This window comes from Pelosinus propionicus DSM 13327, assembly GCF_900114615.1.
GTDB classification, from domain to species: Bacteria; Bacillota; Negativicutes; order DSM-13327; family DSM-13327; genus Pelosinus; species Pelosinus propionicus.
On the sequence record NZ_FOTS01000020.1, the window covers coordinates 16,534 to 33,352 of the forward strand.

Sequence of the window (16,819 nt, forward strand, 5' to 3'; positions counted from 1 at the left end):
TTATTAAAGAAAACACACTAAAGATTTTCCCATGTCAGAAATTATGAATAATACAATCCAGGAATTCACCTTTTGCTTTTCATAACAATCTGTCACTATCTTTAGTGCGTCTCATCGATTAACCGCCCAAATAGGCTTTTCGTATTTCTTCACTCGCGGCCAACTCTTTCGCATCGCCTGAAAGAGTGATGCGACCTGTTTCCAGTACATAGGCTCTATGAGCAATGGATAATGCCATATGAGCGTTTTGCTCTACAAGCAAAACAGTAGTGCCGCTAGCATTAATTTCTTTTATAATAGAAAAAATCTCTTTTACCAGCAATGGCGCAAGCCCCATCGAAGGCTCATCTAAGAGCAATAATCTTGGACGACTCATTAAGGCACGCCCCATAGCCAGCATCTGCTGCTCACCACCTGACAAGGTACCAGCTAATTGGCTGCGACGTTCTGACAAGCGAGGGAACTTTACAAAGACATTCTCCATATCTTCCTGAATCCCTTTTTTGTCATTACGGATATAAGCACCTAATTCTAGGTTTTCTAGAACAGACATATTCGCAAAAACCCTACGTCCTTCTGGTACTTGAGAAATCCCAAGCTTTACAATATCTTGAGCAACAACGCCAGCAATACTTTTTCCTTCAAAATTGATTTGACCTGCTTTTGGTTTTAACAGTCCCGAAATGGTACGTAAAATAGTACTTTTACCAGCACCATTTGCACCAATCAAGGTAACAATTTCTCCTTCATTGACCTCAGCGCTAATACCTTTTAAGGCATGTATCGCACCATAGTAAACATCAATATTTTCAATTTTTAACATCATTCAACCTCCTCTCCGAGGTAGGCCTCAATAACCCGTGGGTTATTCTTGATTTCCTCAGGTGTTCCTTGGGCAATTATACTGCCATATTCTAATACGTAAATACGTTCGCATACATTCATAACCAATTGCATGTCATGTTCTATTAATAAAATAGTTAAATCAAACTCTTTTTTTATCCATTTTATCATTTGCATTAACTGTTGAGTTTCCTGTGGATTCATACCAGCTGCAGGTTCATCTAACAAAAGTAATTTAGGCTGTGCTGCTAAAGCTCTGGCAATCTCCAAACGACGCTGCTCACCATAAGGCAAGTTTTTAGCAATTTCATCTTTTTTATCACTTAATTTAAAGATTTCTAATAGTTTGATCGCTCTTTCTTCAATTTCTTTTTCTTCTTGATGATATCTTCCCATACGTAAGACAGATTCCAAAATACCATATTTTACATGAAAATGATAAGCAATTTTAACATTATCTAGAACCGATAGTTCAGAAAAGAGACGAATATTTTGGAAGGTTCTAGCTACTCCTTTTTGGGTAATTTGAAAAGGTTTAAGACCAATAGTACTTTTACCATCAAAATCGATTTCACCAGATGTCGGTTGATACACACCAGTTAATAAGTTAAAAGCGGTTGTTTTCCCAGCTCCATTGGGACCAATTAATCCAATCAACTCACCTTTACCAAGCTCGATAGAAAAATCAGATACGGCCTTAAGTCCGCCAAAGACTTTGGAGAGTTTAGTTGCCTTGAGTATTGCCACGCTTATTACCTCCCATCAAACGGCCAAAGATTTTAAGACTGATTTCTTTATTGCCAAATAAGCCTTGAGGACGATATAACATTAATACAATCAACATCAAAGAGTAAATGATCATACGCCACTCAGGATAACTAGCCAGCGCTGCAGATACAAAAGTCAATAATATCGCTGCAGTGATCGATCCGCTAATACTACCTAAGCCACCTAATACTACAATCGTCAAAATATCAAAGGACTTCATAAAAGTAAAGGATGCAGGGTGAGCAATATAAAAGTAATGGGAAAATAATGTTCCTGCAATACCTGCAAATGCAGCTCCAATCGTAAAAGCCATCACTTTATATTTTGTTGTATCAATTCCCATTGCCTCAGCTGCAATTTGATTTTCTCGAATCGAAATACACGCCCGACCATGTGTAGAATTAATAAAATTTCTAATAAAAAATACGGTGAAAACTGTTGCTATAAATACCCACGTAAAATTACTATAGCGAGGTATTCCCATAAAACCAGATGCGCCGCCTACATAAGGAATATTCAGTATGGTAATTCTGATGATTTCTCCCAATCCTAAAGTAGCAATAGCTAGATAATCACCATCTAAACGCAAAGTAGGTAAGCCAATAATAAATCCTAAGAAGCCCGCAGCCGCTGCTCCGCCTAAAATAGCAACAATGAAGGGCAATTGCAGTTTAACGGTAAGCACAGCGCCAAGATAAGCCCCCACAGCCATAAATCCAGCATGACCGATAGAAAATTGACCTGTAAAGCCATTAATTAGGTTTAAGCTTACTGCCAAAATTACATTGATACAGATTAAAATCAAATTTAGTTCCCAAAACGGTCCAATAACATCTAACATAAGCAAGCCTTGAACAACCGCATAAAATGCTATACATGCCACAAACGCCAGTAATTCCTTTTTATTGTTTCCCATAATTATTTTGCCACCTACACTTTCTCACGAACGTTTTTACCCAATAAGCCTGAAGGCTTAAACAGTAAAATGATAATTAAAATGGCAAATGCTGCAGCATCACGGAACGTAGATGAAATAAAGCCACTTACCATCGCTTCGATGACGCCCATGATAATACCACCAAGCATCGCCCCTGGAATTACTCCAATTCCCCCCAGAACTGCAGCGACGAATGCTTTAAGTCCTGGCATAATACCCATTAAAGGATCAATGGAATTATAATATACACCAACTAACATGCCTGCGGCAGCTGCTAATGCAGAACCAATGGCAAATGTAATTGAAATAACACGGTCAACATCAATACCCATTAATCTCGCTGCATCGGTATCGAAAGATACAGCCCGCATTGCTTTACCAATTTTGGTACGCTGCACGACGAAGGTTAAAATAATCATTAAAACTACAGATATTGCAAGGATAATAACCTGTTGACTATTCACTACAATATTACCAAAGTTATAAACTTGAGATTCAAATAAGGCTGGAAATGTTCTCGGCTGTGGTGTAACAAGAAGCATTCCGCCATACTCTAATAATAAAGATACACCAATTGCCGTAATTAATATCGCGATTCTGGGCGCCTTTCGAAGTGGGCGATAAGCTAATCTTTCAATTGTCATCCCAACTATGGCTGCCACGACCATGGACACAACTAGTGCTGGCAAAAAAGAAAGTTTGAGGGTTGTCGTCGCAAAGAATGCTACATAAGCACCCACCATATAAATATCACCATGCGCAAAATTAATCAACTTAATAATTCCATACACCATTGTGTAACCTAAAGCAATGAGTGCATAAATACTGCCAAGAGATATACCATTTATTAATTGCTGTAAAAATTGCTGAGTAACTGAAAAATCCATGATTTCGCCTCCTACATTTTTTTATTTTTAAGGGTTAAAGCGATGCCTTTTCCCTATTTTTTTCAGGTTAGAAAGTAGAACTGGAATAAAGTCTAATAGAGTCTACTTCAAAATTCCCATTTACCATTATTGTCCCTGTGCGTTTTCACTAAACATACGTCTTTGTACGTCTCGTTCAAATGCTCGTAAGGACTAGCATCTGGATATTTTAAAACAGCCTCTCAACAGGTTATATGTGCTTTTTAGCTCTTATAAGGATTCCTCATAACTCCTCTTAAAATCTTTGTGTGGACATTTCCCTATAATATATACGTAATTATAGATACATTGTCTTCTACTGTCAATACTTTTATCTTTGATTTCCTCGGTTAATCTCTTCCATAAATACAATCAATTATTTGTAGAATACTTTTTTCGTTGTTTTGCAAGTTAGGATCGTATTGCTTTATACTTATGCAAGTATTATGCCATTTATGTTCTAGCATTAGCACTTATTCATTCCTTATGGTTCTGCAGCCTTTATATTATATGTTCTGACATGTGATCAGCCTTTTTTAAACGATGTTATGAAACGCTAACAATTTCTAATAGATTGATTATCCTGTACAGCTATATACGTCTGTAATTTGACATATTCGTCGGTGGATTGACAGTATCTATTATAACTACACTTTATGATCAGGTAATTTTTACCATTCATTTTCAAAAAACCACAAAAGCGCAATGCCACGCCAGTAGCATTGCGCTTTTGTGGTTTAAACTAAATCTTATGCTTTTTGCTTCAGAAAGAGTTTAGAGATACTCTTTCTTATGAATGTCAATATGTTGACACTTATCCTATTAATGATTAAGGATTTATTTTTTCTTTAAAAGTTTGCTTGCCATCTTTCATCTCAATAATTACAGCACTTTTTACAGCATCATGAGTTTCATTTAACGTAATTAATCCCGATACGGCATTATAATCTTTTGTCTTTGCCAATTCATCTTTGATCTTCACAGTATCAACACCATTGGCACGTTTAATAGACTCAATAACCATCATAGTGGCATCATAAGCTAATGCAGCAAAAGCATCCGGAGTCTCTTTATATTCTGCTTTATAAGCTTCAACAAAAGTCTTAATTGCTGGGCTATTATCATCCGGTGAATAATGATTTGCAAAGAATGTATTATTCAGCGCTTGAGCTCCAGCAATTTCTGGAAGTTTCGCAGAATCCCAGCCGTCACCACCGAGCAGCGGCATAGTTAAGCCAATTTCTCGAGCTTGTTTCGCAATCATGCCGACTTCTTGATAATACCCTGGAACAAATACGACATCCACATTTGCAGCTTTAATCTTTGTTAATGTTGCTTTAAAATCTGTATCTTTTGCTAGGTACGCTTCTTCCACTGCAATTGTACCACCATTTTTAATAAAGGTTTCTTTAAAGAACTGACCCAAACCTTTAGCATAGTCACTGGAATTATCAATGTATATTGCTGCAGTCTTAGCCTTTAAGGTTTTCGTAGCAAAATTCGCCATTACTGAGCCTTGGAAAGGATCAATAAATGCTGCTCGGAATAAATAATCTCGAACCTTATTAGTCGTAGGATCTACTGTCACTTTAGGGTTAGATGCAGTTGGGCTAATTGCTAAAACTTTATTATCTTGGTTGACTTGAGCTCCAGCAATTACACTAGAAGATGCAATTGGTGCAATAACAGCTACTACCTTATCCTGCGTAATTAATTTCTGCATTGCATTTGCAGCTTCTGCTGCTTCACTCTTATTATCTGCAACCACTAAACTCAGCTGTTTACCTAAAACACCACCATTAGCATTGATTTGCTTAATTGCTAAATTAGCACCATTGCTTGCAGATTTACCGAAAGTTGCATTCCCGCCTGTCATTTCTAAATTAGCACCAAGTTTAATAACGTTACTATCTTGTTTACCGCTGCATCCCGCTGCCATTAAACCTAACATGGCGATAACAATAAGAACACCGATCCACTTGTTTCTTTTTCTCATAAATGCTCATTCTCCTTCTAAATATGTATTTTCTTAACTTAAAAGTCCGTATCCACTGTTCGAAATGCGCCCAAGTCCTCCTCAGACGGATATTCGTACTTATCACAAGCTGTATTATAGACATATTGTTCTTCACTGTCAATACTCATACAAAGGACTTTCGACGAATTGTCCTCTCTCAATAGATATGTTCATTTTTTTCAAAAAAATCTTGCTATTTATTTGCAATACGAATGCTGTAAATAAAATCCATCTTTTTTTATTTTATCCAATAAAAAGAATTTGACTCATTAAAGAGATATAAACCAACTGATCCATAAATAAAAAAGAACTTGGCATAGCCAAGTTCTTTTTTATTTATGGATTAATTTTTTCTTTAAAGGTTTGTTTTCCATCTTTCATTTCGATAACAACACCACTCTTAACAGGGTCATGATTTGCATCCAGAGTGATTACTCCTGTTACGACTTGCAAGTCTTTTGTTTTTTCTAATGCATCTCTAATTTTATCAGGTTCCGTGCTATTTGCCCGTTTAATCGCGTCAATAACCATTAAGCCCGCATCATACCCCAATGCAGCTAAAGCATTTGGCTCTTGACCATACTCTTTCTTATATGCTTCTACAAATTTTACAATACGAGGATCTGTATCTTGTGAAGAATAGTGATTACTAAAGAATGTATTATTCATTGCCTCTGCCCCTGCAACTTCTACTACCTTAGGGTCATCCCAGCCATCTGTACCGATAAGAGGAATGGTAATGCCTAATTCTCGAGCTTGCTTTGCAATTTTGCCTACTTCTTCATAGTATGCAGGGATAAAAATAGTATCTGCATTCATTACTTTTATTTTCGTAAGCGTCGACTTAAAGTCCTGATCTTTTTGCAAGAAGGCCTCCTTACCTACAATCACGCCACCATTTTTAACAAACTGAGTCTCAAAAGATTCGGCCAGCCCTTTAGAATAATCAGAACTATTATCAATATAAATCACAGCTGTTTTTGCTTTTAATGATTTGCTTGCGAAGTTCGCCATAACAGTTCCTTGAAACGGATCTATAAAGCAGCTACGGAAGGCATACGGTCTTACTTTACCATTATCTACAGTAATCTTTGAATTCGTACCAGTGGCTGTAATGACTGGAATTTTATTATCTTGTGATACCTGCAAGGTCGCTAACACATTAGAACTAGCAACAGGTCCCATAACAAGAGGAACCTTATCTTGGGTAATCAATTTCGTGATTGCATTAGTGGCCTCAGATGGTTCTGATTTATTGTCCGCTAAAATTAACTTTATTTGCTTGCCAAGAACACCGCCTGAAGCATTAGCTTCTTTAAAAGCAAGCTGAATACCATTTGTTGTCATCTTGCCAAAATTAGCTACTCCACCAGTTAACTCAAAATTTCCACCGATTTTTATTTCTTTGGAATCACTCACAGCTGGAGTAGAGCTGCATCCCGCCAACATCAAACCGAACATGGCTACCGTAACGAATAAACCAATAAGTGAAAAGCCTTTCTTTGACATCATTACTCCTCCTCATATTTTAACATGTATTATAAAATCGATACTCCCTATTCCTACCGCTAAAACCTAAAAGCGTCTAAGTAACATTTGGTTTGATTTTTTCCTTCACACAAAATTGCGACTTTTACCTGCCCCCTTATGTTACACTTTACACTTTTATTAATACATTCTGTTTTCAAGTACTCCACCAGAATATATTTGTGTATGTATGCTATTATATTTACTCCTAACTTTACTGTCAATACTTTTTATTAAGACTTATGTTTTAAAATTGTCCTTATATATAACATCTTAACGAACCGTGACTTTCACCCATAAATAAAAAAAATGGACTCGGCTTAAGCCGAGTCCATTTTTTTATTTATGGGTTGATTTTTTCTTTAAATGTTTGCTTGCCATCTTTCATTTCGATTACTACACCGCTCTTAATTGGATCGTGATTTGCATCCAACGTAATTTTTCCTGTTACAACTTGTAAATCCTTAATCTTTTCCAAGGCTTCTCTTATTTTTTCAGGTTCAGCGCTATTGGCTCTTTTTATTGAATCAACAACCATTAGTGCTGCGTCATATCCTAAAGCTGCGAAAGCATTTGGCTCCTGCCCATATTCTTTTTTATAGGCCTCAACAAATTTCACAATATTAGGATCTGTATCTTGAGAAGAATAATGATTACTAAAGAATGTATTATTTAGTGCGGCAGCACCAGCAACTTCTGCTATTTTAGGATCATCCCATCCGTCTGTACCAATAAAAGGTACGGTAATTCCCATCTCGCGAGCTTGCTTTGCAATTTTACCTACTTCCTCATAATATGCAGGAATGAAGATAGTCTCAGGATTTAGTGCTTTTATTTTGGTCAAAGTGGATTTAAAATCTTGGTCTTTCTGTAAAAATGCTTCTTTTCCTATAACAGTTCCACCATTTTTAACAAACTGAGCTTCAAAGGATTCCGCCAAATTCTTGGAATAATCTGAGCTATTATCAATATAAATAACTGCAGTTTTGGCCTTTAGTGTTGTCGCAGCAAAATTAGCCATTACAATACCTTGAAACGGATCAATAAAACAGCTGCGGAAAACATAGGGTCTTACTTTACCATTATCTACAGTAATTTTAGCATTTGTACCTGTTGGAGTAATAACAGGAATTTTATTATCTTGTGCCACCTGTAATGCAGCTATTGCATTGGAGCTTGTAATCGGTCCCATGATAAGAGAGACCTTATCTTGTGTGATTAGCTTCGTCATCGCATTAGTAGCTTCCGATGCTTCTGACTTATTATCTGCTTGAATAATTTTAATCTGCTTGCCCAGAACGCCCCCAGCGGCGTTAACCTCTTTAAATGCCAATTGGATGCCATTAAAAGCGGATTTACCATAATTGGCAACACTACCTGTCATTTCAATATTTGCACCTATTTTTATTTCTTTCGAATCGGAAGCTGATGGAGTTGAGCTACATCCTGCCACCATCATTCCTAACATAGACAGTGCCGCTATTAAACCTGTGTACAATAATCTTCTTTTTCCCATGATAATTCCTCCATTCTTAATGATATTGGGCGTCCTAATCAAGAAAACGCCTTTCTTAAAAATATAGCAGTTACTTTTCTAAGTTTTCATCCTATTTTATTACATGTTTACATCTTTTAAAAAGACATTTGTTAGGAAAGTACACAACTGCAACATATTTGTATCTGTAGGCTATTATATTTACTTCGTTACCTACTGTCAAGGCTTTTGTTAGTTTTTTTTATTACTTTATAAACGTATGTCTTCTGTTAATGAACATCTATTTTTTTATAAAAAAGAAAAGATCCGTATAAAGCAACGTCAATCCTAGACTTTTGCCTTTTACGAATCTCCTCATTTTTGTAACCTAACCGAATTTATTATACGAAAGTAGTTTCCCCTTTTTTCTGACAAAGCTCATATACATCTGCTCTGCGGTGCTGTAATAATGGCAACTCCCGACGAACCGTATTTAGGATTTCAAGATCAATTTCTACGATAAGCAGTTCTTCTTTATCGCCAGCTGCTGATACGATTTGTCCCCATGGATTAACTACCATGGAATGCCCATATACTTGATATGATGATTCTCGAAAATTAGCCGGTGCTGCTCCTGCTACAAAAACTTGATTGTCAACAGCCCTAGCTCGCATTAATAACTCCCAATGGGCTGGGCCTGTTGTCATGCCAAAAACACCTGGAAATATAAGTAGCTTAGCGCCAGCAAGAGTCATTAAACGTGATAACTCTGGAAATCGTATATCATAACAAATACCAATTCCCAACATCAATCCTGCGGCCTTGACTACTGTTATATCTTGCCCCGCTGATAAGATGCTTGATTCCTTAAATACAGTACCACCTGCTATTTCCACATCAAATAAGTGTACTTTTCTGTGCCGTTCTAGTAAATCTCCCCGTTCATCAAAGATAAAACTGGTATTAAAGATATTACCGTATTCATCTCTTTCAGGTACAGATCCGCCTACTACTACCATATGCTCTTGTGCTGCTGTTTGAGACAACATGGTAAAGGTCTCACCCTTGGGATAGGATTCGGCATACTCTGAGAAAAATTTTGCATCATAAGGGCAATTGAACATTTCAGGTAATATAGCAATCTTGCATTTTTTTTCAGCTGCTGCTTTTAACATCTTTTCCGCATTGCGTATGTTTAATGATTTATCTGATGTAACAGGTAATTGACAAATTCCTAAGGTGATAGAATTGGATTTCACTTTCATTCCCTCCTTGACTATATACAAAAATAGCGTCGTCTACACCCTGCATTACATTACTCTTAGCAATGAAGTTAAATCCGAAGTACAGATTTCACCATTGGGACAGCCAATTAAATTTCTGCCGCTATCTTTCGCATTATATAAAGCTTCATCTGCGATTTTAAAGAGTTCTTCTGCTGTTTTGATTTTTTCATTGCCAATTCCGTAACCAATACTAACCGTAACATGTAGTTCAGTTTCTTCTCCAAACTGAAAGGCATGCTGCTCTATATTATTGGAAATCCTCAAAGCAGCTGCTTGTATTTCCTGTTCATTATTGCACTGCAATATAACTGCGAACTCTTCACCGCCATAACGAAAAACCATATCCCTTTCCCTCAAACTATTTTTCAGCACAATGGCAATATCTCGCAATACAGCATCACCACATAAATGCCCATAAGAGTCATTAAATACCTTAAAATAATCTACGTCAAGAAGTAGTATTGCTATATTACTTGGCTGCATTTCGTTGAGCCTTTTCCGAAAAGATCGATAATTATATAAAGTTGTCAACTCATCTTTTTCTGCTAGACTGCTAACCATTTTATAAGAAGATTCCATCTGATTTAACAATTGATTGACCTTTTCATTTTGAGAAATAGCACGCCCCTCTAGTTGAGATAAGTGTAGAACCAATACATTCATGTTAACAATAAGCAACGAATGCATGTATATAGATAACCTATTTTCTACAATTCCATCCGCTTGACTCAAGCTAACTGCAGCATACACACAAGAGATAAGCATGGATCCGATTAACGAATATCTAGGACTATACTGTAGTGCAATCTGTACTGCATAGAAATAAAATAATATCATTGCCATAGAATCGGGCGTATACCAATATAAGTATCCCAATGCAGCATTTGTAACAATAAAAGAAAAAATCTGATAATACAGGTTTCGTCTGCCGATTGATAAGGTAATTAGCACACCATATACTATTATTACCATGCTGTAGAGAGGAAGCTGCTCATTGGACTCATCCGGTGCTTTTGCAAGGACTAAAGCCAAACAAAAAGCTAATGCAATAACATTTGCAATAAATACAATCCGTACCTTTCTATACGTTTTTTCTTCAAACATGCCAAACCCTCTTTTATACTTATTAACTGATAAAGAGCGACTTAATCTAAGTCGCTTTTTAACTTTATTTTGCTTTTATCATCCTCCTAAGAAAATGATAAAAGACCAGCTTAAATAAAACTATCTTTTTTAGCATTGTGAAATCAAATTTATCTCTATTGCTGGGTTCTCCACTTTTTTCCAAATTCCTGCCTAAAATTTGATCTTTATTATATTTAAAAACGCATTTTTGAGACCAATATTAATTGGTCTCAAAAATGCGCTTAATTTAATTATCCGATGACTTATCCCGTTTTATAAACTCTTTTTAAATAATCAACAGTAAGAGGGCCGAACTTTCCAAACTATAGCTAAGATTCAGACGGCGTCGAACTACCGTCTGAATCTTAGCTTCTTTATCTAGGCATGAATCGGTTGCTTATTCGCATGCATTGACCAAATACCACAAGGGCAAATTCCTGCACAAATACCGCAGCCTATACATTTATTAGCATTAGAAGCATATTCAAAATTTCCATCTGATCCCAATGTACGAGTAATTGCGTTTTCTGGACATGACCTTTCGCACATGTGACAATCACGGCATGTGCCACAGCTAATACAACGTAAATGATCATCATCTGCCTTAGGAACATCACAGGAATGACATTTTTTAAAATATGCCGTACTTAATCTATTTTTATCGATTTTAGTTTTTGGCTGCATTTGATAGGCAGTTCCTGTCAGATAAGCATCCACCGCTGCCGCTGCATGACGTGCCGCACAGATGGCATCTACCATACGTCCCGGCTTTATAGCATCGCCGGCCGTATACACCCCTTCTGCAATACGACAATCTCCAGTAACCTTCAAATGTCCTTTTTCAATTATAATTTCTTCTGGTAAGAACTCAAGTTCAGGCACTTCTCCAATTGCAATTATAATGGTATCCCCTTTAATAAATTCATTATCTTGCGTAATAATGCCTTCAGCTGTAACCTCTTTTGTGATAACCGGCCACATTAAAGTCGCTCCTAGATCTTCTACATGGGCAATTTCTTTCGCATCAGCAGCTGGTCTTTGTACATCAATACAGGTAACATATTCTGCTCCCATTTCATAAGCACCGACCGCTGCATCCATTCCGGAATTACCACAACCAATTACAATTACATGTTTACCGACTTTGGGAGATTTTCCTTTATTGATTCCTTTTAGAAAATCAATTCCTTTAATAATACGTTCATGCCCTGGCCACGGAATGACTCTGCCTTTGTGACCGCCGGTAGCTACCACCACTGCATCATGATTTGCTCTTATTTCAGAAAACTTTTCTTTATCTACCTTCGTATTATTTTTAAATATCACACCCATGTCTTCAATACGTTTTAATTCTGCTGACAGCGTTTGCTGAGGCAGCCGTGAACGAGGTATAACCTGCTCTAGCTTCCCTCCCATTTTTGAATCGCTTTCAAAAACTGTTACATCATAACCTTGGCGAATTAACTGCCATGCTACAGTCAAACCTGCAGCACCACCTCCAATAATAGCTACACTCTTTCCTTTAGGTACGGCTGCTTTATCTAACGTAACATCTTTGGAATAGGTACCAAGCTCACCAATTTGTACAGAAATATCAAGATTTTTACGTGTACAGTCTTCCATACAAACGTTAGGGCACACTGCTCCACAAACAGAGCCAGGAAACGGGGTATACTCCAATACCAATTTATAAGCTTCTTCCACTTTTCCTTCTCGCAACAAATTATAGCGGCGTTGAGATGGAATTGAAGCCGTACAATTAAATTCACATGGAGATGCATAATACGCATTTTCCCAAACTGGAACGCGTTGCCGATATACACCTGTCGTAACTAAACCAATTACAGAAAAATCATCCTTTAAAACATCACTAAAAATACCATTTGGAACCCACTCTTCTGTACGAAAAGGAAGGATTTTCGTTTGAGATGTTTTGCTGCGTTCCTCATATCGTAATGGTACTACTTTATACCATTCGGACCAATTACTTAATTCATCCCTTATTTCCGAACGCGCAATGGATGTCACAAAATCATCCATTTTGCCATCCAAATAGGCAATATCCTCTTGATCAAGAGGCTTAATTTTGACATCTTTCTTGGAAATTCCTGAAGCATTTCCCCGGAAATATAAAGTTCCCCCTACCATTCCTACACAAGAACGATCGCCTAACACAGACTCAAACTTTTCACTGTCATATCCGCAAACTACAGCAATACCACCGGACATAAATTCAAAGGAAAAACTGCCGCAATTTTTTAAAACCCAAAATTCGGGTGGTGCATATAAAGGATCATGTTTCATCAAGGAACCTGAACGAGTACCCGCCCTACCGCCAATATAAATATTGCCTGATGCTGCGCAGTGAGCAGCCGTATCACCCGCATCACCACGAACTACAATTTTACCACCAGCATTCAGCCAACCTACATCAGCAGAAGCAGAGCCTTCTACAATAATTTCTGTACCTTCCAAACACATAGATCCTACACGTTGACCAGGGTTTTTTACTAAAAATTTGAGGTCTTTTCCTTCCGGATGCCATAAAGGTCCTCCAATATCATGTTGGCCAGAGGCTTCAATATGAAATTCCGTCTCCCCTGCTGCCACTGCTTCATTAATTACTTGCAGCAAATCCTGAGTGGACATCCGCTGACTTCCGTCAAGACTTTTTAACTTAAACATATTGGTTTCCTCCTAACACACATACTGAATTGCCAATTTCTCAGCAATGGCTTGATCTGTTGTTACTAAAGCATCCGAGCGCCCCACCGGCAAAGAACTATTGCCTATTGGTGCCATTAATTTTCTTAATTCACTGTCAAGGGCCAGCATATATTCCACAATATTTTGTGCCCCTTTATCAATATCTAATCGCTCAACAAGACGAGGATCTTGTGTACAAATACCTGCTGGGCACTTGCCTGTATTGCAGGCGTTGCATCTGCCATGTTCATTCCCTACACAGCCTAACAGCTGAATCAATATTTTGCCTAGAAATACCCCATTGGCACCTAAACAAATAACCTTAAACGCATCAGCTGCTGCATTTCCAGTAAGTCCGATACCGCCGCCAGCCCATAAAGGTATCTGTCCTTGTCGCCCTTGTTTTACTGCAGACAAATAACATTCTCGTGTTTTAGAAACTACTGGGTGTCCTGTATGATCAAGAGAGATTTCATTAGCGGCCCCTGTACCACCTTGAATACCGTCTATGAAAAATCCACCGCAGATTCGATAAGGATCACGCAACAAATTATTATATACAGACACAGATGTTGCAGAAGCAGCACATTTAATCGCTACTGGAACCCTAAATTTAAACGCTGCATTCATTGATAAAAACATTTTCTGTACAGATTCTTCTATTGAATACAAACCTTGGTGATTCGGTGGCGACATCAAGTCGGCTTTTGGTACACCACGAATCGCTTGCACATGATCAGCGACTTTAGCTGCAGGTAAAAGCCCTCCATCACCAGGCTTTGCTCCTTGACCTATTTTTATTAATATTCCAGCTGGATCTACTTTCATTTTAGGTATTGCTTTCACGATTCGGTTCCAGCCAAAATGTCCTGATGCAATTTGCAATATCATATATTTAAGCTGTTCTGATTCTAGAAGTTTAACAGGCATTCCGCCTTCACCGGAGGACATACGCACAGGCATGTTATGCTTTTCATTCAAATAGGCTGTAGCCATAGCGATAGCTTCCCATGCTCTAGTAGACAAAGCCCCAATTGACATATCACTAAAAATAATAGGATAAATCCAGTTTACAGGCGGTAATTTAGCTGTCAAATTCAATGTACCATTTACCGAACTCAAAGGTAGTTCGTGAGGCATTAGTACCCTTCCAAAAGGCGCTAAGATATCAAATGTATGACGCTCTGAATCCAAAGCAGGGTCAGTCATCTGTGATATACGCCCTACAATAATATTATCCAATGTGCGTCCACTATTTAAGCTGGTACGCCCTCCCCGCTTAATTGGCGATCCACCCTTTCTTGCTAATAGACTAAAACGAGAGTCAGGATTTCGGACTGGTTTAATAGCTTGGTTGGGACATATCTTCTCACACATTCCACAACCCGTACAGGCATTTTCTATGCTATTTTGTTGTTTAATCATAAGTACCGCGCTATGTCTTTGGCTTGGTTCTGGACGATGACCAGTAGAGACTGTAACAGAACGTCGCTCTACTGCAGGCATGATTGCCTGAAAGGTACAAGCTGCAACACAGCTACCGCACATAGTACAGCGGTCAGTCTTATATTCAATTTTCCAAGGTAAATCATTTACTGTGATATCCTGAGTATTTACTGTTTCCATCTCTCTACCTCCAATGCGTCATTAATAATAACCACTTCACGTTCATTTGGATATACATCTAGTTCTTGATTGCGATGAGGCAAAATAGCATTTAAACCACATACTTCGGAAGCAATAGCTACCATTGTATCATCCCCGCCTACAACTACGGGTCGTAATTTCTTAGAATCGCAACAGGTCATAATACTACCATTAGGCAACATACCAATCACTGTATTCGGTCCATTAATTTCTAAAGAGCCTAATGATTGTCTGATTGCCCTCAGTTCAGCACCATCGGAACGAGAACTAAGCTCATTAAATGGAAGAGGAGTAATCACGTGTTTATAATATTTAATAGGCCATTTTAATTCTTGTAGTACATAGTGCAAGGTATACAGAAAGTTCTGGGAATCAGACTCAAAACCAATATACCCACGATGTAAGGATTTTTGATATTCTTTATTCTTGGTATAAAAAGTGTTTTCTCCATTAGCACACAAAGTATAACCTTGCAAGAAAAAAGGATGAGCCGCATAACGCACAATATCATAATTTGTGTTTTGCCTGCATTGGACAACTACATTTTTTGCCATCAAGTCACCATTATTGTCCCACAGCTTAAAGTAGGTAGCAATGTCCCAAGGATCACCAATTTCTTTTAAAGTCAAAACATCTGGCCAAAAAGAATAAACATAGCCTTGATCTTGCTTTTCCAACAATTCACGCAGCGCCAGTCTAGTATCTAGCAATAACTCGCCTTTTGCCTCTTCTGAAGCATCACGATAATATTCAGGGTAATCATAATTGCGAAAAATATAATAAGGCATAGCCTTAATATCAAGTTTTACGTTTTTAACTCCACGAGGAATCCATTCTGCCAATTGGCGAAAATCATTGGCCTCCATATAGTCTTCAACCAGCTTTGCTCCCTTTTGCGTACAGGCCAATGATAATAAAGGCTTATCCTTATGTTTTGAAAAAACTCCTGCCAGGTCCTGCATAACCATCGCAAAACCTGAATTATCATGTCCCTCTTGCTGCGGTAACATTAAATGCAACGCTGCTGATGGATGGAAAAACTCTTTACTTTTAATGGCGCCAATTCTACACATATCTTCCCCCACTCCTTCATACCAAGCTAAATTTTAAATTTATACAACTATCTTTTCTTAGACCAGGGCAGCACTCTCAATGAGCGATCGTGAAAAAAGCAACTTATATCATTGCAACAGAAAAGACCCGGGAAACCACTGGATAGTGAAGTTGGTTCTAAGTAGAAAATGCCTACCAGCAAACCTTACTTATCCAGGACTTTCCGCAGGGCCTTTTTTACCCACGGTGTTGTGCGATCTGCACCTGTACCGCTTGGACCAGACCACTAAATAGCGCGGAACCCTAGGTACACTCCTAAAAACCTTTTGTCTTATTACAGGAAACGTTTTTGTTTCACTTACTACATTATAAAAACGAAAGCTTTCACTGTCAATATGTATAAAAAATAATACATTATACACTTTATATACATGAAAAATATTATTTTTTTCTGAAAAATCCTACAGTTATTACTGATAATCACTCTCTTTCAGGTATCGATTTTGTATAATTATTCACATATTTCTTTTC

Annotated in this window: 12 protein-coding genes; all 12 read right to left on the bottom strand. The window is 37.7% G+C overall.

Translation table 11 applies throughout. The features are described 5' to 3' along the window. Positions 1-118: 118 nt before the first annotated feature. The 12 genes from BMZ99_RS12250 to BMZ99_RS12305 all read right to left on the bottom strand — a co-directional run bounded on the left by BMZ99_RS12250 (position 119) and on the right by BMZ99_RS12305 (position 16,308). Entirely contained in the window at positions 119-823 is a 705-nt protein-coding gene (locus BMZ99_RS12250; RefSeq protein WP_007936062.1) for an ABC transporter ATP-binding protein, read from the bottom strand. Continuing rightward, positions 823-1,590: an ABC transporter ATP-binding protein gene (locus tag BMZ99_RS12255; protein ID WP_090937439.1), complete on the bottom strand. Its 768-nt coding sequence runs from the start codon at positions 1,588-1,590 to the stop codon at positions 823-825. The genes BMZ99_RS12250 and BMZ99_RS12255 overlap by 1 nt, the downstream gene beginning before the upstream one ends. Beyond that, complete coding sequence (locus tag BMZ99_RS12260; protein WP_090937442.1) at positions 1,568-2,527, bottom strand: branched-chain amino acid ABC transporter permease; 960 nt, start codon at positions 2,525-2,527, stop codon at positions 1,568-1,570. The genes BMZ99_RS12255 and BMZ99_RS12260 overlap by 23 nt, the downstream gene beginning before the upstream one ends. Before the next feature lie 14 nt (positions 2,528-2,541). Then, positions 2,542-3,435, bottom strand: coding sequence for a branched-chain amino acid ABC transporter permease (locus BMZ99_RS12265; protein ID WP_090937445.1), 894 nt, complete (start codon positions 3,433-3,435; stop codon positions 2,542-2,544). Between the two features lie 847 nt (positions 3,436-4,282). Then, positions 4,283-5,449 carry an ABC transporter substrate-binding protein gene (locus BMZ99_RS12270; RefSeq protein WP_090937448.1) on the bottom strand — a complete coding sequence of 389 codons (1,167 nt, stop codon included), beginning with the start codon at positions 5,447-5,449 and terminating at the stop codon, positions 4,283-4,285. A gap of 357 nt (positions 5,450-5,806) precedes the next feature. Beyond that, entirely contained in the window at positions 5,807-6,979 is a 1,173-nt protein-coding gene (locus BMZ99_RS12275; protein ID WP_090937451.1) for an ABC transporter substrate-binding protein, read from the bottom strand. 361 nt (positions 6,980-7,340) lie between these two features. Beyond that, entirely contained in the window at positions 7,341-8,513 is a 1,173-nt protein-coding gene (locus BMZ99_RS12280; protein WP_090937453.1) for an ABC transporter substrate-binding protein, read from the bottom strand. 359 nt (positions 8,514-8,872) lie between these two features. Next, positions 8,873-9,736, bottom strand: a complete 864-nt coding sequence (locus tag BMZ99_RS12285) for a carbon-nitrogen hydrolase family protein (protein ID WP_245754945.1) — start codon at positions 9,734-9,736, stop codon at positions 8,873-8,875. A gap of 45 nt (positions 9,737-9,781) precedes the next feature. Continuing rightward, positions 9,782-10,861 carry a GGDEF domain-containing protein gene (locus BMZ99_RS12290; RefSeq protein WP_090937459.1) on the bottom strand — a complete coding sequence of 360 codons (1,080 nt, stop codon included), beginning with the start codon at positions 10,859-10,861 and terminating at the stop codon, positions 9,782-9,784. A 399-nt stretch (positions 10,862-11,260) separates the two neighbouring features. Further along, on the bottom strand, positions 11,261-13,567 hold the full coding sequence (locus BMZ99_RS12295; protein WP_090937462.1) for an FAD-dependent oxidoreductase: 2,307 nt from the start codon (positions 13,565-13,567) through the stop codon (positions 11,261-11,263). Positions 13,568-13,579: 12 nt separating this feature from the next. After that, entirely contained in the window at positions 13,580-15,214 is a 1,635-nt protein-coding gene (locus BMZ99_RS12300) for a glutamate synthase-related protein (RefSeq protein ID WP_090937465.1), read from the bottom strand. After that, complete coding sequence (locus BMZ99_RS12305; protein ID WP_090937467.1) at positions 15,202-16,308, bottom strand: class II glutamine amidotransferase domain-containing protein; 1,107 nt, start codon at positions 16,306-16,308, stop codon at positions 15,202-15,204. Before BMZ99_RS12305 ends, BMZ99_RS12300 begins: the two co-directional genes overlap by 13 nt. Positions 16,309-16,819 lie beyond the last annotated feature (511 nt).